The sequence below is a fragment of the Streptomyces sp. WAC07094 genome (assembly GCF_036320405.1).
GTDB classification, from domain to species: domain Bacteria; phylum Actinomycetota; class Actinomycetes; order Streptomycetales; family Streptomycetaceae; genus Streptomyces; species Streptomyces lannensis.
Window position 1 is genome coordinate 7,853,032 of the sequence record NZ_JAVMJZ010000001.1, and the last position, 23,924, is coordinate 7,876,955.

Consider the following 23,924-nt stretch of genomic DNA (forward strand, 5'->3'; position numbering starts at 1 on the left):
TCACGGGCGCAGGCCCCCCAGCCGGTTCAGCACGTCACCGGACGGCGTGAGCCGCTGGTCCGAGGTGATCCTGCCGTCCTGCAGACGCACCACCCGGTCGCCGTTGGCGGCGACCTCCGCGTCGTGGGTGGCGATCAGCATCGTCATCCCGTACAGCTCGCGCAGTGACATCAGCAGGTCGATGATCTCCCGCCCGATGACGCTGTCCAGGTTGCCCGTCGGTTCGTCGGCAAGCAGCAGCCCCGGCCGGTTGATCAACGCCCGCGCCACGGCGACGCGTTGCTGCTGACCGCCCGACAACTGCGAGGGCAGGGCGTCGGCCCGGTCGTCCAGGCCGACCGCTTCGAGCAGTTCCATGCCGCGTTCACGCCGGTCGAAGCCCACTCTGCGCGGCAGGACGGGGGCGAGCACGTTGTCCAGCACGGTGAGGGCGGGCAGCAGGTGGAAGCGCTGGAAGACGAAGCCGATACGCCGACGGTGGCGGTCCAGGTTCCGGGGCACCAGTTCTGTGCCGTCGATCTCGACGTGCCCCTCGTCGGCCCGGTCCATGCCGCCCGTCACATGCAGCACGGTGGACTTTCCGGCACCGGAAGGTCCGGTCAGCATCACCACCTCGCCGGCTGCGACCTCCAGGTCGACCCCGTCCAGAGCCGTCAGCCCGGGATACCGCCGGCTCACCCCGCACAACGCCACGCTCACAGCCATAGATGCGCCCTCGCCCCTCATACATTGTCGCAATTCAGGGGTATGTTGTCACAATGCAGAAGGGACGTATATGCCGCTCCACCACGCCGTGCTCGCGCTGCTGAACCGGCGACCCAACCACGGATACGAACTCAAGGCCCGGTTCGAGGAGGCCATCGGCCCGCAATGGGGTGGCCTGAACATCGGTCACCTCTACCAGGTCCTCGAACGGTTGGTCCGTGACGGCTATGTCTCACGCTCGCAGGTCACCCAGACCGACCGGCCCGACAAGAACCTCTACACGCTCACCGAGGCCGGCGAGGCCGAGCTGCGCGAGTGGGCGACCACCGCCTGGGTGCGCACCGGCGGCTTTCGCGACGAGCTGTTCCTCAAGCTCCTCGGCGCTGTCGCCCTGGGCCCGCAGGCTCTGACGGCGCTGATCGAATCGCAGCGGCAGACATACCTGTCCGAGCTGGCCGGCCTGGCACAGCAGCGCCGGGCCCACGCCGACGAGCCGTTGGTCGCCATACTGATCGACGCCGCCATCGCGCACACCAAGGCCGACCTCGGGCTGCTGGACAGCGCCGCGCAGCATCTGGGCCCGCTCGCCACAGCGCACGGCGCGCAGACGGGGAGGCAGGCGCAGGGCGACGCCGACGCGGCCGGCGGCAACGAGGCGATGAGAGGGTCCCGCACGGAGTCCGCCTAGCAGCCGGTCGCCCGGGGGAGTCTCTCTTCCGGCCTGCAGTGCCGCAGATGAATCGCGACGGGAGACGCGATCCCCCACACTCGACGAGACACCCGCAGATCCGGCGAGAGCGCCTATATCAAGGCGGTGGGGGAGTAGCTGGGTCTGCCGCTGAGGGTCATGTCTGAAGGGCGAGCCGTAAGAGGAGACGCGGACGGCGAGCGCGGCTCCTGCCACGCCGGCGGCCGTGGCCGGAGACGAGGCCGGGCCGCTGGAAGTCCCGCCGCTCTCTGTCGAGCTGAGATGGGGTCGTCCCGCAAATAAATCCCGGCAGACGTGGCGCGCGTGCCGTAGGCTTCAGTTACCGACGCGGGGTGGAGCAGTTCGGTAGCTCGCTGGGCTCATAACCCAGAGGTCGCGTGGTTCAAATCCCGCCCCCGCTACCAACTCCGGCCCCTTGACCATGTGGCAAGGGGCCGGACTCTTGTCCGCGAGCACATCACTGCCGTGCAGGCTTCTGTCCCGACCAGACCACCTTGCCGCAGCCACTACGAGAGCGGGGGAGCGGCCCGGGATCGCTTTGCCGTTTCGGACGGGCGCCGACTGGGCGGCGCGGATCGATGAGGCGTGTTTCCACGACCACGGCTGCCCTGAGATGCTGACGGTGCATCTGGATTGCCGTCCTGATCTGGCTCATCATCGTGGGATGGCTGAGCAGATGGACCGCGTGCTGTCGGGGTCGTGTTCGACGTAGCGAGGGTTATCTGCAAGGGCACTGAGCCCAAGGCTTGAAAGGTCGAGGTCTCGACGATGGGCATGCCATTCGTGGTGTGCAGTGTGGGGCAAGCCATGTTCGTCGCGACGCTTGATCCTACGTAGTGGACGTCGCATCGGACGCGTTCGCGGATGATCCGAAGCGCTCTTGCGTGAAGCTTCTTGAGCAGACGGAAGCCATGGCTCCCCCTACAACACGATGACGGGGATGATCAGCTCGGCTCCGAAGGCTATGACGACCAGGCCGGCGACGCAGTCCAAGCCGCGTTGGACTCCCGGCTTGTTGAGCCAGTGCCCGAGAGGGCGGACACCGACGATCAGCAGGCTGAACCAGATCAGATCGATGGCATTGTGGATCAAGGCCAAGAGCAGCCCCATCAGGAAGGGAGGTGTGTCGTCAGGGATGAACTGCGGCAACATGGCCATGTAGAACAGTCCGAAGCGTGGATTGAACACGTTCGAGAAGAATCCCCGTGACCAGGAGCGAAGGGGTACTTCCTGTACTGAGGGCGGACTGATGGCTGTGGTATCGGAGGATTGCTCCCGTTGCCCTCGGCCGCGGGCACGGCGGAGCATGCCGATTCCCAGCCAGATCAAATAGGCCGCACCTGCGATGCAGAGCCAGTTGTAGGCGGTCGGCGACGCAGCAAGGATGGCGCCGGCCCCGATAGCCGAGGCCAATCCCCAGCACAGCACTCCTGCACTGATACCGAAAACGGTCGCGTAGGCATTCCGTGTCCCCTGACTTGCTGCCGCGCGGAGGACAAGAGTGGTGTCCAACCCGGGAGTGATCGTCAGGACTGCAGCAACCCCGGCGAATGCGCCGATCTCCGATGCCACGCTCACGAGATCAATTCCTCTGCGGCACGAAAAGGATGTAACTGGCCTGTGTAAGCGCTGTCCCATAAATGATCTACGTGTTCGTTGACCGTCCTCCCCCTTCGTCACCTGGCGAGGGCGAGGTTGTGCAGTCGGGCGATGCCGAGCATCGCGTGGTGGACGCCGTCGCCCTTGAGGCGACGCGGACACCCCCGGCCCGTCGTTCTCCGTCCAGTCCTCCTCACTGAACGTCCGTCCGGTCCGGCCATGGCCGTAGCCCACCGCAGCGAAGGAGGAGGTCAACACCGTGCGCCTGATGCCCGCGTCCCGGGCGGCGCGAAGAACCCGCAAGGCTCCGTCACGGGCGGGGACGATCACCTCGTCCTCGTGTTTCGGCCGCGCTCCGGGAAACGGCGAGGCCACATGCAGGACATGGTCGACTCCCGCCACGGCCCGGTCCCAGCCGCGGTCAGAGGTCAGATCCGCCTCCACATAGGCGATTCCGTCCGCGCTCGAGGCTCCGGCCACGGCGAGCATCCGCTCGACGTCGGACCGCCGTGCCAGGGAGCGCACCGTGGTCGTGACGGTGTGCCCGGCGGTCAGGAGCTGAGCGATCGTGTGGGAACCCAGAAACCCGGTTCCGCCCGTGACGAGTACATGTGCCATATCTTCATGGTCGGTGAACGGATCATCGCGTTCCAGATCTCGCCGATACCAGTACTCCCAGGGACAGGTTCAGCGACGTTGCCCCTTGGGTTTCGATGCACATGCCCAAGGTTCGGTTGCGTCGGACGATGAGCTGAGTTGTCGGCGGGTGATCAGGCAGCAGGCGAGTCTGAGGAACGCTTCGTGAATGTCGGCCCTCGGTCACCACCGGATCCGTAAGCGCCGGAAGCCGTGCAGCCACGCGGGACTCCTCGATCGTGTTCCCCGGAGTACTTCCGTGCCTTCGTAGCCATCGCGACCAGCCTCATCAACTACCGACATCTCGCCAAGAAGGACAGCCCCTCAAACATCAGGGTGGAAAGCGCAGATCACGCGGCCGGGAATCGGTACCATTGTCCCGTGATCGGATTAGATCGCCTGACCGCCTTCGTGGCAGTAGTGGCTGTGTTGATCGCCGTGCCTGGGCCCAGCGTGTTGTTCGTCGTCAGCCGTGGCGTGACGCTCGGGCGGCGGGCCGCGGTGTCCACCGCGATCGGGAACGAGGCCGGGCTGCTCGTTCAGGTGCTGCTCGTGGTATTCGGGCTGGGAAAGGTCATCGAGCACTGTCTTCTGATCTTTTCGATCCTGAAATTCGTAGGTGCCCTATATCTGGTCTACCTGGGCATTCAGGCTTGGCGTCGGCGAAGGTTGCTCGCGTTGCACCTGAAGGAAGCATCTGGAGCCGGAAGACCTGGTCGTGTCCTGCGCGAAGGATTCATCGTAGGCATCAGCAATCCCAAAGGGCTGCTGATCTTCGGTGCGGTGTTGCCGCAGTTCGTGGATCCACACGTGGCGAACGTCCAGGTGCAGTTGCTGCTGCTCGGCCTCATCTGTGTGACGTTCGCGCTGATCTCCGACACGGCGTGGGGGTTGCTCGCTGGGTCGGCGCGCACCTGGCTGGCGAGGTCGCCGCGCCGTCTGTCGTGGATTGGTGGGGCGTCAGGTGCGGTGATGGTCGGCCTGGGGATACGTCTGGCGATTAGCGGTCGGGACTGAGGCGCACCTGGGGTCGAACCGGCGCTGACCGACCCGCCTTCGTCGGCCGTGCTGTGACGTCCGCCTCCCGGTGAGGGCGACTTGGAGGAAGCCGACCGCGAAGGCGATGGCGGTCGTGAGGCGAGGCGCGCGTGCCCGCCACTCCGTCTGCGGCCGGCGATCCTTCAGAAGGAGCGGTAGATCCCCTCGGGATCATCGTGGGCCCACGCCGCGTACTCCTCGAAGCCCATGTTGCCGATGCTCAGGTTCGCGTGGATGTCGTGGACGCCCGCCGGGGCGGTGCGGAACTCGCGGCCGAACTCGGTCAGTTCGTCGTAGTCCTCGTCGTCCTCGCAGTCCTCCCGTGTCAGTGTCGTCACTGCCAGCAGAGGGCGGGTTCCGGCCTGCATGGACATCCGGTCGGCGAGGAAGACGACGGCCAGGTTCTCGTCGGCGCGGACCACGTTCAGCACATCGTCGGCGGTCGCGTCCGCCCACGCCGGATCGTTGACGAAGTGGATCCGTGCCTCGTACAGCCCGTCGCCCCAGGACTGCATCAGCGCCGTCGCCACGTCCTGCCATGCCGCGTCGTCGTGGTAATCGGTTCTCACGACCAACGCATCGAACTCGTCACGACCGGTGACGGTGGGCAACACTCTCACGGAGTCTTCTCCTTGGTGACGATCGGTGAGCATCGGTGGAACTGTCTCATGTGTTGTCCATCGCGCTCCGCCGGGTCGGCCGTCGTCGTCAGCAAGTCCCCTTGCACGGCCGCGCACTGCGTGCATAGTGGTGCGCGGGCGCCCGAGCGTGGGGGAGACGGGTGCGCGGAGGGGGAGTGTCGTGCGCAGGTATGTGCACCATCAACTGTCGGCCGTCATCGAGGCGGTGGGCGCCGCGTGCGTCAGCGCACCCGTTGCGTTCGTTCTCGGTGGCGTTCCCGATGTTCACGTGGCGTTGTGGGCCGTGGTTGTGCTCACCGTACTCACCTTGGTGTTCGGGGCGCTCGCCTGCACCCGGGTGGCGTGGCTGGGCGGTGAGAGGAGGGACTTCGAGACTGCGGTGCCCCTGGCCGATCCCGACAGGGTCCTGCCCGCGCCGTGTGAGTCGCTACGGCGCAGTCTCGATGTGGGTTTTCCGGTCCTCCTCGCGGCGTCGGGCGTGATCGGTGCGCTGCTGTGGGGATCGCCGGCAGGGCTCTGGCCCCTGGTGTTCGTTCCCGATCGGCTCGCCAATGCCGCGTTCGGGACCTACTGGGAGCGCCGTCATGGGGTTGTGCTCTGGTTGGGCAACGTCCCGGAGCAGCCCCTGGCCAAGAACCAGTGGCTCTACTCATCCGTACGGCAGCCCGGACTCTGAGAGCCGGACGCATTCGACTCGTCCCGTGCGGCGCCGGCAGAGACGTTGACGGCGGGGCGGAGCCCCCGACGCCTAGTGGCATGTGCGGGTCCTTTCCAAGTCCCCTTTCGGACACGGCAATCGGGTCCGGCCCGGCCAAAGGGGACGGAGGGCGGGAACTGCGACGTCACGGCGGCCGGACCAGCTCGGCAGGGGTGACGGGACGCCGGTTTCCCGACCTCGGCGTCCGACCCGCACTCTTTCGTTACCTCAGGCACCCTTGACAGCGTGCGTACTGTTTCGCGACGTTTGAGCATTGCCGGATACGCGTGTCGGTCACCGCCGTTCGGGGACCGCGTGTGTGCACGGCGCGGGTCATCGGATGCCCACAGCGGTGGGAGGACGCGCACAGCGCGTCATAGGGGGGAGCGGTCGGCCATGCGATCAATGAGTAGTCGCCAACACGTCTTGTCGTTCCGTGCCGTCATCGGCACGCTTCTCGCGGCGCCTGTGGAAGGGCGGTTGATGTGAGGTGGACATCACCGTTCACAGATTCGACGAACTGACCGACTCGCTGCGCGACGCCTGGCACCAGGCCATGGACGCGTCGCCCGAATACGCCAACCCGTTCCTGGCCCCGGAGTTCGCGATAGGGATAGGCAGGTACCGTGCCGGGGCACGCGTGGCGGTCCTGCGTGAGAACGGGGAGCCGGTCGGCTTCCTGCCGTACGAGCGCAACGCCTTCGGCGTCGGCCGAGCCATCGGTCTGGGCTTGTCCGACTGCCAGGCCCTTGTGCACCGGCCCGGAGTCACCTGGGCCACCCGGGACCTCCTGCGGGCCTGCGGGCTGTCCATCTTCGAGTTCGACCACCTCGTCCAGGAGCAGAAGCCGTTCGGCGCGTACGTCACGGGGACGTTCGCCTCACCGGTGCTCGATGTGAAGCCGGGTGACGGCGACTACGCCCAGTGGCTGCGCAGCGCGTACCCGGGGCTGGCCAAGACGGTGCTGAAGAAGGAACGTCGTCTGGGGCGCGACAAGGGGGACGTGCGCTTCATCTTCGACGAGCGCGATCCGGCGGCGCTGCGCACACTCATGCAGTGGAAGTCCGCCCAGTACCGCAGGACCGGTCGGATGGACCGGTTCTCCCGCCCCTGGATCGTGGATCTGGTGGACTATCTCTCCCGCGTCCGCGAGGAGCACTTCACCGGGGTGCTGTCCGTGCTGTATGCCGGTGACCTGCCCGTGGCGGCGCACTTCGGGCCGCGATCGAGCACGGTGCTCGCAGCCTGGTTCACCGCGTACGACCCCGAGCTCCGCTACTACTCGCCAGGGTTGATGATGCACCTGCGGCTGGCAGAGGCGGCGGCCCGGCACGGCGTGACACTGGTGGACATGGGACGCGGCGACAAGGAGTACAAGGACTGGCTCAAGACCCGGGAACTGCGGGTCGGTGAAGGGTTCGCGAGCAGACCTCACCCGGTCGCGACGGCCCACCGGCTGTGGCGCCGGCCGGTGCGCGGTCTGCGCAACACGGTTCTGGCCCATCCCCAGCTGAGGGGACCGGCCGACCGGTTGCTGAAGACGGTGGGCGGCCTGCGCACATCCAATGGACCGGATTCCGGGAAGGCGGGGCCCCGAACAGGCTGAGCAGGGTTCTCACACTCCCGGCAGGGCGTTCCCGCCGTGCCGGGAGGGGGCGGGATGTGCCACTCGGCGGTGTCGGTCGGCGATGCGTGGTGCCCGTGGGCCGGTTCCGGGGGTGCTGGGGGCGGCGCACGCATCACGGCCGATGTCCGGTTTGTCTCCGTGCCTGGAGCGGCGTCGGTGGGCTCCGGGGCGGACACGGCCTCGTCAAGGGTGGGCCTGCCTCAGGCGGCGGCGCGTCTCGGTCCGGCGCGCGGCCCCCTGGGCCCAGCGGAGGCACAGCGGTGCCGCACGCCGGTCGCGCGCGGTGTCCGGCGTCGGTGGCGGTGGCCGACGCCGAGGGCGGGCGTACCCTCACGCTCGCCGTGTGACCGCTTGCGGCGCCCTGTGCCGGGGCACAGGGCGCTCGCGGATCACTACTCCTGCGCCTCGGGCTCTTCGGGGGCGAGGAGCACGGCCACACGGCTGGCGTGGGCGACCGCGTCGCTGACCCGCGGGTGGAAGAACGCCTCGACGGACCCACGGTGGTGGGGGCTGACCACGATGAGGTCGGCACCCACTTCCTCGGCGGTGTCGGAGATGGTCGGCGCGATCATGGTGGTCAGGGCCTGGGTGACGGTGCCGTCCGCCGCGATGCCCTTCTCGCGCAGTTCCGCGACGGCCTCGTCCAGTACGGCCTTGGCCTCGGAGTCGTCCTCCAGGGGGACGACGGCGCCGAGCGAGGGCGAGGCGGCGGAGGCGGCGATGTGCAGAACGCTGACCTTGGCCTGGGTCAGCCGGGCCATGTCACCGGCCAGTCGCAGCGCGGTGTGGCGTGCGGGGCTCGGATCGATGGCGACCAGGATGTGGTGGAACATGAACGTGTTGACCTTTCCGAGAGGTGCGCAAAAGCGGGCGGACGCTGGGACATCGCGTCTTCGATGGATGAAACCGCGCAGGGTGGCCTGCTGTTCCTTCATGATCGGAAAAAAGTCACATCGGATGTGACGTCCGGCCCCGGGGCGGATCGTCCAGCTCGTCTCGATCCTCACCGGGCGACCGCCGTGTTCGCCGACGGCCTCATGACCGGGAAGGGTCGGTTGTCCCAATTTCCTGCGGACACCGACCGGCGCGCGCAGCGGAGCGGGCGGATCGACGGTGTGGGACGTCGCGCGGCGGATGGACCCTCCGGAGAGCCCTTCGGCCCGGCGCCGGGGCACGGGCGTCAGCCGGGCGTGCCCTCGTCGTTCTCCACGGGAGGGGTGAAGGTACGCAGCCACCGCTCCGTCTGCGCCACGTGGGCCTGGGCGGCCCCGGCGGCCGCCACGGGGTCGCGGTCGGCGATGGCGCCGGCCAGGGCACGGTGGTCCTCGTCGCTCTTGGCGCGCAGTGCGGAGCCCTCGGGCAGCGTGAAGACCTGGTACTTGCGGGAGCGGGCACGGAAAACCGACAAAAGGGAGGCCAGGGTGGGGTTGCCGCCGACCCGCGCGATCTCCGCGTGGAAGCGATGGTCGAGTTCGGAGGCCAGGGCGGGGTCGTCGGCGTTCTCCATCTCCTCGATGAGCGAGAAGAGCGTGCGTACGGTCTCCGGCGTCGAGCGCGCCGCGGCCTGGGCCGCGACGTGGGCCTCCAGCACACGCCGGATCTCGTACACCTCCAGCAGACCAGAGAGGGGGAGGAGTTCGAGGGTCAGCGAGAGACTGCCGATGACGTCCTCGGGCCTGAGCCGGGAGACATAGGTGCCCGAGCCGTGCCGCGGCTCGATCACTCCCAGGGCGGCGAGCATCCGTACGGCCTCGCGCAGCGATCCACGTGAGACACCCAGTTCCTCGCACAGCTCGCCTTCCGGCGGGATGCGCTCACCCGGCCCTAGACGACCCGTGGCGATCATGTGCCGTAGACCGTGGAAAGCCTTCTCGACTGCGGACATCCGACCCCCTCGGTTCTCCCCGGACGGGCTGCGGCGATGGGCGCGCAAGTCCGTCGGCGCGGTGCGGTGGGCCGCCGGACGTCCTGCGCTATCGACGAAAGTCATCTGATGACTCCGCCCTTGTGATCCCTTGCATCCGGAGAAGTTGTCATGTCAACATGCGGAGTCATCATATGTCTCCGGGTGCTGTCCTCTGACTGACCCGGTGGATAGGGAGTCACGTGAGCGAGTCCGAGGTCATCACCGCACCTCACCCCCTGCTGCTGGCCGACGGAGCGCCCGCCGCCCAGGCCTGGTCACTGGACCCCGGCCTGAAGCACCTGAACCACGGTTCCTTCGGCGCGGTCCCCCTCGTGGCCCAGCGGCGCCAGGAGGAGTTGCGTGCGGAGATGGAGCGCGCGCCCGTGGTGTGGTTCCCGACACTGCCGCAGCGGATCGCCGCCACCCGGGTCGAGCTCGCCGCTTACCTCGGAGCCGACGCCGACGACCTCGCGCTGGTCCCGAACGCGAGCGCCGGCGCCAGCGTCGTGTTCGCCGCCCTTGGCCGCCGCCGTGGTGGCGAGATCGTCGTCACCGACCACGGCTACGGGGCCGTCACCATGGGCGCGGAGCGGCTCGCCCGCCGTTGGGGCGGCCAGGTCCGCACCGCTCGGGTGCCGCTGGACGCGGACGAGGAGCAGGCGGCCGCGGCCGTGATCGCCGAGATGGGGGATGACACCGACCTGGTCGTCGTCGACCACATCACCTCGGCCACCGCACGCCGTATGCCGGTGGAGCGGATCGGCGAGGCGGCCCGGAGCCGCGGCATCCCACTGCTCGTGGACGGCGCGCACGCCCCCGGTCTGCTCGCCTCACCCCTCTCCGAGGCGACCTGCGACTTCTGGGTCGGCAATCTGCACAAGTGGGGTTGCGCGCCGCGCGGCACGGCTGCGCTGGTCGCCCGTGGCCCGCTGCGCGACCAGTTGTACCCCCTGATCGACTCGTGGGGGGCGGCCGACCCGTATCCCGACCGCTTCGACCAGCAGGGCACGCTCGACGCGACCGCCTACCTCTCCGCACCTACGGCCCTCGACTTCGTCGAACGCACCTGGGGTTGGGAGAACGCACGCCGCTACATGGACGAGCTGGCCGACTATGCCGCCTACGTGATCGGCGCCGCGATCGCCGATCTGACCGGCACGTCCGGTGACGGCGTCGACGTGGGCATGCCGGTTCCCGGCATGCGGCTGGTACGGCTGCCGGACGGCCTGGGTCCCACCCGCATCGCAGCCGACGCGCTGCGCGACCGCGCGGCCGGGGAACTGGGCGTGGAGGCGGCCTTCACCAGTTTCGACGGCATCGGCTATCTGCGGGTGTCCGCGCATGTCTACAACACCCCCGCCGACTACGAGTACTTCGCCGAGTCCTGTGTCCCCGTCCTCGGCGAATGGGCCCGCGCCGCCCGTCACTGAGGCGAACTCGCACTGCCGGCCGAGCCCCTGCGGTCGCCGACCGGTAGTGCGGGTGTCGGATACGGGCTGATCCACGAACGTCTTCGAGCCGGCCGTCGCCGTCCTCCGCAGCCCGGTCGTCGCCGGACCTTCTTCCGGACGGGATGTCCCAGGGCATCGGTCGGTCCTGCTGCTCGGTGAACCGGATGACGGCGGGTTCCGGTCGGTGATCTCGAAGCGGGCGAAGCCGCACGGCCACCGCGGTAGTCCAACGCGCCGAGCATGGCGGCGAGGTGACAGTAGGGGACCTGGGTGTCCAGGCCGGTGAAGCCGTCCTCGTCGTGGCCCTCGAGCCGGCGGTACCGAACGCCCGCGTCCCGTCTCCGGGGCGGACCACACCGGGAGGACGGGCCCGGCCTGCCCCTGCGCCCGTCGCTTTCCCCGCGATGTGACGTGAGGCTTACGTGGAGATGCGCTCCCGGGATCTTCCGGAGCGCACGTCGGCCGTGCACAGTCGAGAGCCGCCGTGAACGGAACGGTGGCTCCCGTGCCGAGGGGCGCCTCCGTGCCCGCCTCGCGACATGTCCGGGCACACTCCACTTCGTGGTCGGGAGCACAGCCGATGGAATCTCACCACCGCCCGCAGCAGCGCGGGACCGACGTCGAGCCGGACGGCATCGGACGCCGAAGGTTCCTGGGATATGTGGTGGCCGCCTCGACCCTGACCGTGGCGGCCCAGCTGGGTGAGGGCGTCCTGGCTCCCACGGAGGCGGCCGCGGCGGTGCCCTCCCTGCCGGGTCCGGCCGAGATCTACGACCTCAACGACATGCTCACCCATGCCACCCTGCCGACAGCGAACCTGATCACGATCCGGATGGACGCCGACGGCACGGCATCCTTCGCGCTGCCGCGGGCCGAGGTCGGACAGGGCATCACCACATCCAGTGCCATGCTCATCGCGGAGGAACTGGACCTTCCCGTGGACCGGATCCGGGTGTCGCTCGCCGACGCCCGGCCGGAGCTGCTGTTCAACCAGCTCACGGGCGGGTCGAACACCACGATCTCCACCTTCACACCGATCCGCGTCGCGGCCGCCGTCGCCCGCGGGCGGCTGTTGAAGGCGGCGGCCCTCGAACTGGGCGAGGCGGTCGACACCCTGACCGCGAAGGCCGGGGTCATCACCTCCGCGCTGACCGGCAGAAGCCTCGGCTACGGCGAACTGGCCGCCAAGGCAGCATCGATGACAACGGGTCAGGTTTCGGTCGCCCTCAAGGAACCGTCCGACTTCAAGGTCATCGGGACCCCGCAGCGACGCCTCGACGCACTCGAAGCGATCACCGGACGCAAGCGGTTCGCGATGGACCTCCAGGTACCGGGCGCGCTGCCCACGATGGTGTGCCGCCCGCCGACCGTCAACGGCACGGTCCGCTCCGTGGCGAACCTGGCGGAGGTGCGGGCACTGCCGGGCATCACGGACGTCGTCACGGTCTCCACCGGTGTCGCCGTGCGCGGCCGCACCTTCGGGCAGTGCATCGACGCGGTCCGCGCCCTCGAGGTCGACTGGGGGCCGGGCACCGCGGAGGGCAAGTCGGACGACACCGTGCGCGGCGAGCTGCGCAGGGCCGAACTCCCGCTGCCCGCCCTCGATCTGCTCACCAGGTCCGTCGACGCCCGCTTCACCTTCCACTTCGCCAGCAACAGCGCGCTGGAGACCAACTGCGCGGTGGCCGACGTGCGCAAGGACTCCGCCGAGATCTGGGCCAGCCTGAAGTCGCCGATCACCGCGCAGGAGCAGATCGCGCTGGAACTCGGTCTTCCGGCCACCGCGGTCAAGGTCCATGTCACCGAGGGTGGTGGATCCTTCGGGCGCAAGCTGTTCCACGACGCCGCCGCCGAGGCCGCCGAGATCTCCAGGGCCATGGGCAAACCGGTCAAGCTGATGTGGCACCGTACCGACGACTTCCGCCAGGGCCGCACGCACCCCATGTCCACCTCGCGGGTCCGGGCCACCTACGCGCTCGGTCAGGTGCTCACCTACGATCAGCGCCACACATCCGTGTCCACCGACTTCGGTCATGGCGTGGGCGAGATCATCACCTCCGAGGCCGCCCGGCTGCCCGTCGGCGGTCTCGCCTTCTCGGAGACGATCTTCACTCTCACCCAGCAGACCCCCTACAACTTCGGTGTCGTCACCCAGCTGCTCAGCGAGACCGACCAAGGGTTCAACACCGGTTCCATGCGCAACATCTACTCGCCCAACGTGCGCTGCGCGCAGGAGCTCGTGGTGGACGAGCTGGCGAAACGGCTGGGCAAGGACCCCTACGCAGTACGCCGCGCCTTCCTCAAGGACGCCCGGGCGCGGGCCGTTCTGGACAAGGCCGCCGAGGTCGGAGACTGGGGACGCAGCATGCCCTCCGGTACGGCACAGGGCATCGCGATCCACCCCGAGTACCACGCGTACGTCGCCGTCCTCGCCGAGATCGACTGCCGGCCGCAGACCACCGGCCGGAAGATTCGCGACGCCTACACCGGACCCCGTGTCACCAGGGTCGTCTGCGCGGTGGACGTGGGCCTCGCCGTCAACCCGCGTGGCCTCGAAGCCCAGATGATGGGCGGCATCATGGACGGCATCGCGCTCACGCTCAGTTCCGGCCTGCACCTCGACAACGGGTATTTCCTGGAGGGCAGTTGGGACAACTACTTCTACACCCGTCAGTGGAACACGCCGCCGGAGCTGGAGATCGTCGTCATGCCGCCGACGACGGGTCACCCCGGCGGAGCGGGTGAGCTGGCCGTCGCGGGCGCGATGGCAGCCGTGGCCTGCGCCTACGGCCGCGCCACCGGCACGATGCCGACGACCTTCCCGATCAACCACGGCGAACCGCTCGGCTTCGAGCCGCTGCCGACCACGCCGCCCGTCCCCGCGTCGCCCACCGACGGTCTGAGCCGCGCCTTCTAGGAGTCCACGTGCCCCGACACACCTTCATCCTCAACGGCAAACCCGTCACCGTGGACATCGAGGACGACGTGCGACTGCTGTGGGTGCTTCGGGACGTCCTGGGCGTCACCGGGCCGAAGTACGGCTGCGGGCTCGGCGTGTGCCAGGCCTGCACGAGCCACATCAACGGCAAGGCGTTCAACCCCTGTTCGGTACCGGTGAAGGACATCGGGCCGGACGACGAGATCACCACCATCGAGGGCCTGCCCGCCACCGTCGGCAGGGACCTGCACCCGATGCAGGAGGCGTGGCTCGATCACGACGTCGCCCAGTGCGGCTACTGCCAGCCCGGCCAGATCATGGCCGCCGTCGCGAAGGTGCGTCAGGCCCGCGAGGAGGGGCGCGAGATCGGCGAGGCCGAACTCGACGAGATCCGCAACATCTGCCGCTGCGGAACGTATCACCGCATCCGGGAGGCGATCGTGGCCGGGGCGGCGAAGTACTGACGCCAGGAGCGGCGGCCCCCGCCCCGGGGAGGGACGGGGGCCGCTCAGGCGATCAGACCCCTGCCGGGTCCTCGCCCTGCGGTGCGGTCGTCCTCCTCTCGCGCAGGACCCGCGCACGCGAGGCGAGGGGGACCGCGGAGGCGAGCAGTCCGAGCAACGATGCGGCGATGCCCCAGGCGTAGCCGGGAGACCAGCGCAGCCCCAGGGCGGCATCGAGCGACCAGGGACCCGGGCCGGTGAACGCGAGCACCACCGCCGCGGCGCCGTACCAGAACGGGACCTCGCAGCCGCCCCGTTGGGCCCAGAATCCGTTGACCGACGTCGCCACCGCGGCCACCGTCATCGTGCCGACGACGAGTGCGCAGCCGCCGGGTGTCAGCAGGCCCGCCGCGAGCGAGGCGGCGCCCAGGAGTTCCGCCAGTCCGGCCACCAGCACCATCCGGGCACCGGGCAGGAACCCCCACTGTTCGAAGATCGCGCCGGTGGCGGCACGTCCCGAACCGCCGAACCAGCCACGCAGCTTCTGCGTCGCGTGCCCGAACAGCAGCGCGGCGAGCAACACGCGTAGCAGCAGCAGTCCGACGCTCATCGCGGTGACCTCCCGTGTCCCGATCCGGCCCGCGCGCGACTCAGCGCCGGTGCGTCGTGGAGCTGCGGTAGTCGGTGTAGGTGTACGGGTTGTCGAGGACCTTCGTCTCGGGGATGTCGGGGTTCATGCCCTTGTGCCACTCCTCCTCGCCGATCGTCGACCGCAGGTGCTCCACGGTCTGCTCGACCTCGTGCCGCACCGAGCCGAGGTCGACGCCGAGCAGGCGGTGTTCGTGCTTGACCACCTTCCCGTTGACCACCACGGTGTGGACGTCGCCGCGCTGCGCCTGGAACGCCACGTGGCCATAGGGGTTGAGCAGGGGGAACGAGACCGGGGAGTGGTCGTTCTTCAGCAGGACGACGTCGGCCTTCCTGCCCACCTCGAGACTGCCGAGGTCCTTCTCGCGGCCCAGGGCCCTGGCGCCGCCGAGAGTGGCCCACTCCACCACCTGGTCCGCGCGCAGCGCCGAGTGGGTGACGGTCTCGTTCCTGCCGTGCGCATCCAGATGCTGGCGGGCCCGGTCGGCACCCAGTGTGGTGCGCATGGCGGAGAACAGATCGCCGCTCCACCACACACTGGTGTCCATCGACAGCGAGACGGGGATGCCGTGGGACCGTATCGCCCAGGTGGTCGGGTAGCCCTGCCCGGCGCTCTGCTCGCTCTCCGTCGACACCGAGACCGAGCCGCCCGTCGCGGCGATGCGGTGGTAGGAGTCGGCCGACAGCGTCGAGGCGTGCACATAGACCGTCTCGGGTGTCATGAACCCGTGCTCGTGCATCAGCCGGATGCCGTCGTCGTTGGTGGCGCCCCAGACCCCGGCATGGGTGGTCACGGCCATGCCCAGTTCGCGCGCCGCCTCGAAGGCCGGCTTCTCGGGGAACTCCGGATCGCCCGTCACATCGAAGGCGAGCTGGAAGCCGAGCATGTCGTCGTCCGTGATGCGACGGCGCACGAAGTCCCGGAACTCCGGCGCCCGGGTCCATTCCGCCGGAGCCTGCTGGATGTTGCCGTAGGCGAGGACGAACCGTCCGGGGACCGACTGGAGCGCGTCGACCGCCGCGTCGGCGTGGTCGGCTGTCTGGAGCCCGTGCGACCAGTCAACGACGGTGGTCACACCGGCATCGAGCGCCTCCACGGCGGCCAGCCGGTTCCCGGCGTACACGTCCTCGGGCCGGAAGGCCCTGCCGTGCTCGAGGTAGTACCAGACGAAGTACTGGGTGAGCGTCCAGTCGGCCCCGTAGCCGCGCATCGCCGTCTGCCACATGTGCCGGTGCGTGTCGATCATGCCCGGCATGACGATGCCGCCTTCGGCGTCGATCTCGGCCGTCCCGTCCGGCACGGCGAGCCGCGGGCCGACGGCGGCGATGCGGTCGCCGGCCAGGAGCACGTCGGTGCCGGTGAGCACAGAACGGTTCCGGTCCACGGGAAGCACTGTGCCGTTGCGGAAGACGACGGCCCGTCCCGGCTGGAATTCGAGGGGTTGGCTCATCACTGTCTCCCTTTCGGACGAACGTCCGTATGACGGGCAACTGTTGTCGAGGATCGTGGTTCCGCGTCAGGTCGATGTCAATACCGGACGCAGACGAATCCTCGGTGGTCAGAACACCTGCCCCGTGTCCGATGTGCGGACGGCGCGGGTGCCTTGGCGCACTGCTGTGTGTGCCGAAGCCCGGGTCGCTGCATAAAGTGCCTGTGTCAGGCTGTCCGCGAGGCGGACGACCGTTGTCATCGGCAGGAGGAGTTTCCATGCCCCGCGAAGGAACCGGGCCCGACTTCATCGAGGCGCTGGCCCGAGGGCTCGAGGTGATCACCGCCTTCGAGCCGCGCCGGCCGGTGATGTCGCTGACGGACATGGCCCAGGCGACGGGGCTGGCGAGGCCGACCGCCCGCCGGATCCTGCTGACCCTGGCCGAGCTGGGATACGTGCGGCAGCAGGACGGCGGGTTCGCCCTCACCCCTCGGGTGCTCGACCTGGGCATGGCCTATGTGCGCTCGATGGGGCTGTGGGACGTGGCGAGGCCGCACCTGGAGCGTCTGGTCGAGCGCACGAACGAGTCGTGCTCGATCGCCCAGCTCGACGGCTCGGACATCGTCTACGTCGCCCGGGCCTCCGTACCCAAGATCGTCACGCTCGCGGTGCAGATCGGCACCAGGTTCCCGGCGCTGCAGACCTCGTTGGGCAAGGTGCTGCTGGCCGCGCTGCCGCCCGACGAAGCGACCCGGGTCCTCGCCGAGCCGACCCGGTCGGGCCTGGTCCCCGTGTGGCGGCCGGACCGGGCGGAGTGGGAGGCCGAGCTGCGAGAGGTGCGCGCCCGCGGCTGGGCGATGACCGACGAGCAGTTGGCGCGGGGCATCCGGTCGGTGGCCGCGCCGCTGCGCGACGGGTCGGGCCGTGTCGTCGCGAGTGTCAACGTCAACGCGCACGCCGCCGAGACCTCGGTGGAGACCCTGCTCCACGACCACCTGCCGCTCCTGCTGCAGGCCGCGGGCGAGATCAGCGTGGACTTCGCCCGGCTCGACTCCGCGCCGCACCTGACCCGTCCGACAGCTGTGGCGGTGAAACCTTGACGCCTTGACAGTCCGAGGCCCAGAATCGCAAGCCACGGACAGGCGTCCGCTTGGCGGACAGAGAGGCAAGGTCGGTCGATGTCAGAAAGCTCGACGCCCGATCGTCCGTCCGGCGCGGGGCCGCTCTCCGGGGTTCTGGTGGCGGACTTCTCGCGCATCCTGGCCGGTCCGTACGCCACGATGCTGCTCGCCGATCTCGGCGCCGACGTCGTCAAGGTCGAGGGACCGCACGGCGACGACACCCGGTCCTGGATGCCCCCGGTGCGGGGCGATGTCTCGACCTACTACCTCGGGATCAACCGCGGGAAGCGCTCCGTCGCGCTGGACCTGAGGCAGGAGTCCGACGTCGCCATCGCGCGCGAACTCGCCCGCCGCGCGGACGTTTTGATCGAGAACTTCAAACCCGACGGGCTCGCCAAGTACGGTCTGGACTTCGACACGGTGCGCCGCGACAACCCCGGCGTGATCTACACCTCGATCACGGGCTTCGGCTCCGGAGCCGGACGTCATGTGCCCGGATACGACCTGATGGTGCAGGCCATCTCGGGCCTGATGAGCCTTACGGGCGACCCGGACGGGCCGCCCTACCGGGCCGGGATCTCCGTGTTCGACGTCATGGCGGGCAACCACGCCACGATCGGCATCCTGGCGGCGCTGCGCCATCGGGATGCCACCGGCGAGGGCCAGTTGATCGAGGTGAACCTGCTGTCCTCGGCCCTGACCGGTCTGGTCAACCACAGTTCCGCGTACGTCGCGGGCGATACCGTGCCCTACCGGATGGGCAACGCCCACCCCAGCGTGTTCCCCTACGAACCGCTGCCCACGGCCGACAACGACCTCATCGTCACGGCGGCCAACGACGGGCAGTTCCGCAAGCTGTGCGAAGTACTGGGCATAACGGCGATCGCCGACGATCCGCGCTTCGCCCGCAACGCCGACCGCACGGCCAACCGGGAGGAGCTTCGCCCCCTTCTGATCGAGCAGTTGAGGAAGCGCGGAGCCGAGGAATGGTTCGACCTGCTCGTCGAGGCGGGCGTCCCGAGCGGGCCGATCAACACCATCGACGGCGGCTTCGCCATGGCCGAACGGTTCGGTCTCGAACCGGTCGTCAGCGTGGGGGAGGGGGAGCGCGCCGTACCCACCACCCGGCATCCGATCCGCTTCTCCGCAACACCCGCCACCTATCGGCTGCCACCGCCGCAACTGGACGAGCACGGTGACGAACTGCGCAAGTGGCTGTCCGAACCCGAGGAGCAGGGCCGTGTCTGAGCCGACGGCGGACGCCGCGTACCCCACCGCGCTCGGCGCGTCCGACCTGAAGAACATCACCCTCCTCGGCCATGACCTCGCCGAGGACATCATGGGCTCGGTGGGCTTCGGCGAGCTGGCGTTCTGGCTGGCGGTGCAGCGGCGCCCCAGCGCAGGGGAGACACGCGTATTCGAGGCCGTGCTCGCGGCGCTGGCCGACCACGGGTTCACCCCCACCGCCATCGTCACCCGGCTGACCTACCTGTCGGCGCCGGACTCCGTCCAGGGCGCACTCGCCGCCGGTCTGCTCGGAGGCGGCTCGCGTTTCCTCGGAGTCACCGAGGACACCGGCAGGTTCCTGCACGAGGTGCTGGAGTCGCAGGACGGGGCACTGCCGGCCGACGAGGCGGGCTGGGACGCGGTGGCCCTGCGCACGCTGCGGGAGCGGCGTGCGTCCGGCATGTTGGTCCCCGGACTCGGCCACCATGTGCACAAGGAGGGCGACCCCCGCACGCCCAGGCTGATGCGGATCGCGACGGAGGAAGGCCTGTTCGGCCCGCACCTGTCGCTGTTCGCCGCCATCGGCCGGGTCCATCCGACCGTGCTCGGCAAAACGCTCCCCCTGAACGGAGCCGGAGTCTGCGGCGCCGCCCTCGCCGACCTCGGCCTCCCGCTGCCTCTGCTGCGCGGCTTCGCCCTGCTGGCCCGGACGGCCGGACTGATCGGCCAGCTCGCCGAGGAACTCCGTCACCCGGTCGCGCGGGACGTCTTCCTTTCCGTCGACCTCAACAACACCTCCGTCCCGCCGGATCCCTACCTCCCGCAACCGTTCGCCGAAGGCCGGCGCGACGGCTGACCGTGCCGCCGACGGGCCGTCGGGCCGTGGACCGTCGTCACCGCACCCGCAACGCCGACCAAGGAGCCGCAATCGTGTACGTCGACGAGGACAACATCACCGACCTCGCCGCCCGGCGCTGGGCGACCGCCCACTCGCCCCGGCAGGCGGAGCTCATGACCGCCATGATCCGCCATCTGCACGCCTTCGCCCGTGAGGTGCAGCTGACCGAGGACGAGTGGATGGCCGCGATCCAGTGGCTGACCGAGGCCGGCCGGATCAGCGACGACAAGCGCCAGGAACTGATCCTCACCTCCGACGTCCTCGGACTGAGCATGCTCGTCGTGCAGTTGAACAACCGGTTCTCGGCGCAGGCCACGCCCGCCACCGTGCTCGGCCCGTTCCACATCGACGGGTCGCCCGCCGCCCCGTACGGCTTCGACATGTCGGACGGCATCCCAGGAACACCCCTGTTCGTCACCGGCAAGGTCGTCGACGTCGACGGCAAGCCCGTCCCCGCTGCCGTCCTCGACGCATGGCAGGCCGACGCCGACGGCGCCTACGAGGCCCAGATCCCCGAGATCGACGAAGCCCGGCTGCGGGCCAAGTACCAGGCCCGGGAGGACGGCACCTACTGCATCCGCACCATCGCGCCCCGGGGCTACGCCATCCCCATGGACGGACCGGTCGGCGAACTGATCGGCGCGACGGACATCAGCTACTTCCGGCCCGCCCACGTCCACTTCCTCATCGACGAGCCCGGGTACCGCAAGCTCATCACCCACCTGTTCCAGGAGGGCAGCGAGTACCTCGACAGCGACGTGGTCTTCGGCACGAAGGACGCGCTCATCGTGCGGTTCACCGAGAAGCCGGCGGGCACCGCTCCCGACGGCAGCCACATCGAACAGCCGTATCTGCACGCCGAGTACGACTTCGTCCTCCAGCCCGGCTGACGACGACGGGCGGCACGACCGCGCGCACGCCCCGCCGAAAGGGCGAGGAGGCCCGGACGACAGGAAGCCGCCGCCCGACGGGCGACGGCTTCCACCCCCCTCGACCGGACGGCCGGGGTCAGACTCCCCGCGTCTGCGCGGGTTCGAGGATCACGGGAAGCTTCTCGAGTCCCCGGAACGCCGGGAACGGGACCTTGAGCCACGCCGTCTCCGCGGCGGGATCGGCCAGTTCGATGTTCGGGAACCGCTCGAAGAGCGAGGTCAAGGCGATCCGCATCTCCATACGGGCCAGCGGCGCGCCGAGGCAGTAGTGCGCTCCGCTGCCGAAGCCGAGATGGGCGCTCTGCAGGCCCTTCCGCCTGATGTCGAAGGTGTCCGGCGACTCGAACTTCTCCGGGTCACGGTTGGCGGAGGCCACGGCGACCTGGACGAGCGAACCCTTGGGGATGACGGTGTCCCTGATGGTGATGTCCTCGAGCGCGTGACGGAACGTCGCGTTCTCCACCGAGCCCTCGAAGCGGATGATCTCCTCGATCGCGTTCGGCAGGAGCTCGGGGTCCGCCATGACGTCCCGCAGCTGGTCGCGGTGGTTCAACAGGTTGTACACGGCGTTACCGATGAGGTACGCGGTGGTCTTGTGGCCGGCGAAGAGCAGCACCCAGAGGGTCGAGAGCAACTCGCCGTCGTTCATGGCGCCCTGCTCGTCCTGCGTCCGGATCAGATCGCTGAGCAGGTCGTCGGTGGCGTTCTTCCGCTTACGCGCGATGAGTTCGACGAAATAGTCCCGCAAAGCCCCCTCGGCCACCGCGAGTTTCTCTTTGTCCGCCTTGCTGAAACCGGTACGTGCCACCGTCGCACACCGCTTCTGCGCGTCGTCGCGCTCCTCCTCGGGAATACCGATGAGTTCGCAGATGACGATGAGCGGCAGCGGAAATGCGAAGGACGACAGCAGATCGATCGGCGCGGATCCGGAACAACGCGACAGCAGTTCGTCGGTGACCTGCTGAATCCGCGGACGCAGGGACTCGATACGGCGCGGGCTGAACGCGCTGTTCACGATGCGCCGCAGCCGGGTGTGCTTGGGCGGGTCCGAGAAGAGCATGTTGTCGTCGAGCGCGACGGACGAGTCACCGAAAATGGTGTGGTACGCGTCCATGGCCGCGTACATGTCCTTGCTGATGCGCGGATCCGTCAGGGCGGCCTTCGCGTCGTCGTACCGCGTGATCAGATAGGTCTCCACGCCATGCGGAGGGGACAGCCGGCACACCGGCGCCGTGGCGCGCAGGCACCCGTACACCGGGTAGGGGTCGGCGCGGTACGAGGCCTCACCACGTGATGCCGCCGCTGCCGCTCTCTCGGTCGCCTCTGTCATGTCCCGTTCGTCGAGCTGAGTCATTCCCACGGCCTTTCTGAATGTTCCCGCTCGCCCACGGGACAGCGGACATATGACGTTCGACCCAGCATTCCCCGGTGCGATATGGACCGTAAACGCCATTCGCCCGATCGCACGACCCCTGCCTGCGGATACGCACCGCTCCACCTTTGGCGGGGCATTCGTGCGGCTGTGCGGGTGATCGCTGAATATCGCTCGGCGGCGCATGGCAAAGAACTAGAAGCGGGCCGGTGACAACGGCCGTCTCAATCGCAGACGCTGACTCCGGAGGAGAACACGCGATGAACGATCGCGGCAACGACTACGTGCCAGTCCTGGTCGTGGGGGGCTCACTCGTGGGCCTCTCCGCATCCGTTTTCCTCGGCAGACTCGGGGTGCAGCACCGCGTCGTCGAGCGACATTCGGCCACTTCGGCGCATCCCCGGGGCCGGGGCAACAACATGCGCACGATGGAGCTGTTCCGCACCGCGGGCCTCGAGCCCGCGATCCGGCAGGCCGCGGCGACGCTGTCGAGGAACCACGGCATCCTCCAGGTGGACACCCTGCACAGCGGAAACCGCCGCTGGCTGTCCGCACGGCTGACCGGCAGGCCGCCGGAGGACGGCGTGTGCTCGACCGTCCGGTGCGCGTGCAGCCAGAACGACCTGGAGCCGGTACTGCTCCAGGGTGCCCGCAGCCTCGGCGGAGACGTGAGCTTCAGCACCGAGCTGCTGTCCTTCACCCAGGACGCCGACGGGGTGAACGCCGTCCTGCAGGCCCGGGACTCCGGTGAGACCCACACCGTGCGTGCCGACTACCTCCTCGCCGCCGACGGTCCCCGCAGCCCCGTGCGCCAGCGACTCGGCATCGAGCACTCCGGTTCGGGAGACCTGTTCCACAACGTCAGCGTCACCTTCCGCAGCAAGCTCCTCCGCGAGGTGGCGGGCGACGAGCACTTCGTCGTCTGCTACGTCACCGAGCCCTCGGGCGACGGCGTGCTGCTGCCCGTGGACAACGAGGAGCAGTGGGTCTTCCACGTCCCGTGGTTCCCCGAGCGCGGGCAGACGCTCGAGCACTTCACCGACAACCGCATCACCGAGCACATCCGGGCGGCGGTCGGAGTGCGCGATCTGGACGTCGAGATCACCGGAAAGGCCCCTTGGCACGCGGCGGACCGGGTGGCGAACAGCTACCGGGACGGACGGGTGTTCCTCATGGGCGACTCGGTGCACGAGATGCCTCCCACCGGCGCGTTCGGTTCCAACACCGGTATCCAGGACGCGCACAACCTCGCCTGGAAGATCGCGGCGGTGCTGCGCGGCTGGGCGGACCCCAAGCTGCTGGACAGCTACGAGGCCGAGCGCCGCCCCGTGGCCCAGGCCACAAGCGCACGCGCGACGCTGCAGGCGGCCCGTGAGCAGCACCCCGGTTACACCGCCAGGACGGCGACGAGCGACTCCACGGATCTGATGACGGTGGCGCTCGGCTACCGCTACGCCTCCGCGGCGGTCGTCGGCGCGAAGGCGGAGGAGCCCATCATCCCGGACGAACTGTCGCTGTGCGCGGACCCCGGAACGCGTGCACCCCATCTCTGGGTCACTCGCCAGGGTGTCACCCTGTCCACCGTCGACATGTACGAGCGCTCCTTCGTCCTGCTCGGCGGGAACGCGGCATGGCGCACAGCCGGCGAGAACGTGGCCGCCAAACTCAACGTGCCGCTCGAGTCCTGCACGATCGGCGCGGGCGAGGAGTTCGACCTGGACACCGGGGACGGCCCGGACTGGGCGTCGGCGCACGGTACGACCCCTGCGGGCGCGGTGCTCGTGCGGCCTGACGGCTTCGTGGCCTGGCGGGCCGAGGGCGAGCCGCGGGACAAGGAGAAGGAACTGGCCGAGGCGCTCCTTCAGGTCCTGGGGCGCTGACCGAACAACGCCCGGGAACCCCGATT

21 protein-coding genes, 1 tRNA gene and 2 pseudogenes are annotated in these 23,924 nt (G+C 69.0%); 13 read left to right on the plus strand and 11 right to left on the minus strand.

Going from position 1 to position 23,924, the window contains the following annotated elements:
• Nucleotides 1–705 (minus strand): ABC transporter ATP-binding protein, encoded by a 705-nt coding sequence (locus RCR19_RS35185; protein ID WP_331268795.1) that lies wholly within the window; start codon nt 703–705, stop codon nt 1–3.
• A 70-nt stretch (nt 706–775) separates the two neighbouring features.
• Between RCR19_RS35185 and RCR19_RS35190 the strand changes: the two genes are divergently transcribed.
• Entirely contained in the window at nt 776–1,393 is a 618-nt protein-coding gene (locus RCR19_RS35190) for a helix-turn-helix transcriptional regulator (RefSeq protein ID WP_331268796.1), read from the plus strand.
• Nucleotides 1,394–1,740: 347 nt separating this feature from the next.
• Nucleotides 1,741–1,818 (plus strand) — tRNA-Met (locus RCR19_RS35195).
• A 102-nt stretch (nt 1,819–1,920) separates the two neighbouring features.
• Here the strand turns inward: RCR19_RS35195 and RCR19_RS35200 are convergent.
• From RCR19_RS35200 to RCR19_RS35215, 4 genes and pseudogenes are all read right to left on the minus strand, one after another.
• Complete coding sequence (locus tag RCR19_RS35200; protein ID WP_331269644.1) at nt 1,921–2,316, minus strand: Type 1 glutamine amidotransferase-like domain-containing protein; 396 nt, start codon at nt 2,314–2,316, stop codon at nt 1,921–1,923.
• A gap of 19 nt (nt 2,317–2,335) precedes the next feature.
• Entirely contained in the window at nt 2,336–2,992 is a 657-nt protein-coding gene (locus RCR19_RS35205; RefSeq protein ID WP_331269645.1) for a LysE family translocator, read from the minus strand.
• 246 nt (nt 2,993–3,238) lie between these two features.
• Nucleotides 3,239–3,631: pseudogene (locus RCR19_RS35210) on the minus strand (NAD-dependent epimerase/dehydratase family protein); the annotation flags it as partial.
• Between the two features lie 69 nt (nt 3,632–3,700).
• A pseudogene (locus RCR19_RS35215) lies at nt 3,701–3,883 on the minus strand (hypothetical protein); the annotation flags it as partial.
• A 147-nt stretch (nt 3,884–4,030) separates the two neighbouring features.
• Between RCR19_RS35215 and RCR19_RS35220 the strand changes: the two are divergent.
• Nucleotides 4,031–4,666: a LysE family translocator gene (locus tag RCR19_RS35220; protein WP_331268797.1), complete on the plus strand. Its 636-nt coding sequence runs from the start codon at nt 4,031–4,033 to the stop codon at nt 4,664–4,666.
• 164 nt (nt 4,667–4,830) lie between these two features.
• On the opposite strand, the gene RCR19_RS35225 is transcribed toward RCR19_RS35220, so the two are convergent.
• Nucleotides 4,831–5,307: a hypothetical protein gene (locus RCR19_RS35225; RefSeq protein WP_331268798.1), complete on the minus strand. Its 477-nt coding sequence runs from the start codon at nt 5,305–5,307 to the stop codon at nt 4,831–4,833.
• 181 nt (nt 5,308–5,488) lie between these two features.
• Here RCR19_RS35225 and RCR19_RS35230 point away from each other — a divergent pair, with 181 nt between their 5' ends.
• Together RCR19_RS35230 and RCR19_RS35235 are read left to right on the plus strand one after the other, a co-directional pair.
• Complete coding sequence (locus RCR19_RS35230; RefSeq protein ID WP_331268799.1) at nt 5,489–6,004, plus strand: hypothetical protein; 516 nt, start codon at nt 5,489–5,491, stop codon at nt 6,002–6,004.
• Nucleotides 6,005–6,515: 511 nt separating this feature from the next.
• Entirely contained in the window at nt 6,516–7,631 is a 1,116-nt protein-coding gene (locus RCR19_RS35235) for a GNAT family N-acetyltransferase (RefSeq protein ID WP_331268800.1), read from the plus strand.
• Nucleotides 7,632–8,044: 413 nt separating this feature from the next.
• Here the strand turns inward: RCR19_RS35235 and RCR19_RS35240 are convergent, their stop codons facing one another.
• Nucleotides 8,045–8,485, minus strand: a complete 441-nt coding sequence (locus tag RCR19_RS35240) for a universal stress protein (protein WP_331268801.1) — start codon at nt 8,483–8,485, stop codon at nt 8,045–8,047.
• A gap of 347 nt (nt 8,486–8,832) precedes the next feature.
• Nucleotides 8,833–9,537, minus strand: coding sequence for an FCD domain-containing protein (locus RCR19_RS35245; protein WP_331268802.1), 705 nt, complete (start codon nt 9,535–9,537; stop codon nt 8,833–8,835).
• A 221-nt stretch (nt 9,538–9,758) separates the two neighbouring features.
• Here RCR19_RS35245 and RCR19_RS35250 point away from each other — a divergent pair, with 221 nt between their 5' ends.
• From RCR19_RS35250 to RCR19_RS35260, 3 genes are all read left to right on the plus strand, one after another.
• A complete protein-coding gene (locus RCR19_RS35250) occupies nt 9,759–10,988 on the plus strand; it encodes an aminotransferase class V-fold PLP-dependent enzyme (RefSeq protein ID WP_331268803.1) in 1,230 nt (409 codons plus the stop codon).
• Nucleotides 10,989–11,589: 601 nt separating this feature from the next.
• Nucleotides 11,590–13,926, plus strand: a complete 2,337-nt coding sequence (locus RCR19_RS35255) for a molybdopterin cofactor-binding domain-containing protein (protein WP_331268804.1) — start codon at nt 11,590–11,592, stop codon at nt 13,924–13,926.
• Between the two features lie 8 nt (nt 13,927–13,934).
• Nucleotides 13,935–14,411: a (2Fe-2S)-binding protein gene (locus RCR19_RS35260; RefSeq protein ID WP_331268805.1), complete on the plus strand. Its 477-nt coding sequence runs from the start codon at nt 13,935–13,937 to the stop codon at nt 14,409–14,411.
• A 52-nt stretch (nt 14,412–14,463) separates the two neighbouring features.
• Here RCR19_RS35260 and RCR19_RS35265 read toward each other — a convergent pair whose 3' ends face one another.
• Together RCR19_RS35265 and RCR19_RS35270 are read right to left on the minus strand one after the other, a co-directional pair.
• The gene (locus tag RCR19_RS35265) at nt 14,464–15,000 is read right to left on the minus strand and encodes a DoxX family protein (protein ID WP_331268806.1); all 537 of its coding nucleotides are present in this window, start codon (nt 14,998–15,000) and stop codon (nt 14,464–14,466) included.
• Between the two features lie 40 nt (nt 15,001–15,040).
• Nucleotides 15,041–16,489, minus strand: a complete 1,449-nt coding sequence (locus tag RCR19_RS35270; RefSeq protein WP_331268807.1) for an amidohydrolase family protein — start codon at nt 16,487–16,489, stop codon at nt 15,041–15,043.
• A gap of 257 nt (nt 16,490–16,746) precedes the next feature.
• Here RCR19_RS35270 and RCR19_RS35275 point away from each other — a divergent pair, with 257 nt between their 5' ends.
• From RCR19_RS35275 to RCR19_RS35290, 4 genes are all read left to right on the plus strand, one after another.
• Nucleotides 16,747–17,568 (plus strand): IclR family transcriptional regulator C-terminal domain-containing protein, encoded by an 822-nt coding sequence (locus RCR19_RS35275; RefSeq protein ID WP_331268808.1) that lies wholly within the window; start codon nt 16,747–16,749, stop codon nt 17,566–17,568.
• Between the two features lie 78 nt (nt 17,569–17,646).
• Nucleotides 17,647–18,837 (plus strand): CaiB/BaiF CoA-transferase family protein, encoded by a 1,191-nt coding sequence (locus RCR19_RS35280; protein WP_331268809.1) that lies wholly within the window; start codon nt 17,647–17,649, stop codon nt 18,835–18,837.
• Nucleotides 18,830–19,672, plus strand: coding sequence for a citryl-CoA lyase (locus RCR19_RS35285; RefSeq protein ID WP_331268810.1), 843 nt, complete (start codon nt 18,830–18,832; stop codon nt 19,670–19,672). Before RCR19_RS35280 ends, RCR19_RS35285 begins: the two co-directional genes overlap by 8 nt.
• A gap of 74 nt (nt 19,673–19,746) precedes the next feature.
• On the plus strand, nt 19,747–20,604 hold the full coding sequence (locus RCR19_RS35290; RefSeq protein WP_331268811.1) for a dioxygenase: 858 nt from the start codon (nt 19,747–19,749) through the stop codon (nt 20,602–20,604).
• A gap of 118 nt (nt 20,605–20,722) precedes the next feature.
• Here RCR19_RS35290 and RCR19_RS35295 read toward each other — a convergent pair whose 3' ends face one another.
• Nucleotides 20,723–21,976: a cytochrome P450 gene (locus RCR19_RS35295; protein WP_331268812.1), complete on the minus strand. Its 1,254-nt coding sequence runs from the start codon at nt 21,974–21,976 to the stop codon at nt 20,723–20,725.
• A 302-nt stretch (nt 21,977–22,278) separates the two neighbouring features.
• Between RCR19_RS35295 and RCR19_RS35300 the strand changes: the two genes are divergently transcribed.
• Nucleotides 22,279–23,898, plus strand: a complete 1,620-nt coding sequence (locus RCR19_RS35300) for an FAD-dependent monooxygenase (protein ID WP_331268813.1) — start codon at nt 22,279–22,281, stop codon at nt 23,896–23,898.
• Nucleotides 23,899–23,924: the final 26 nt, after the last annotated feature.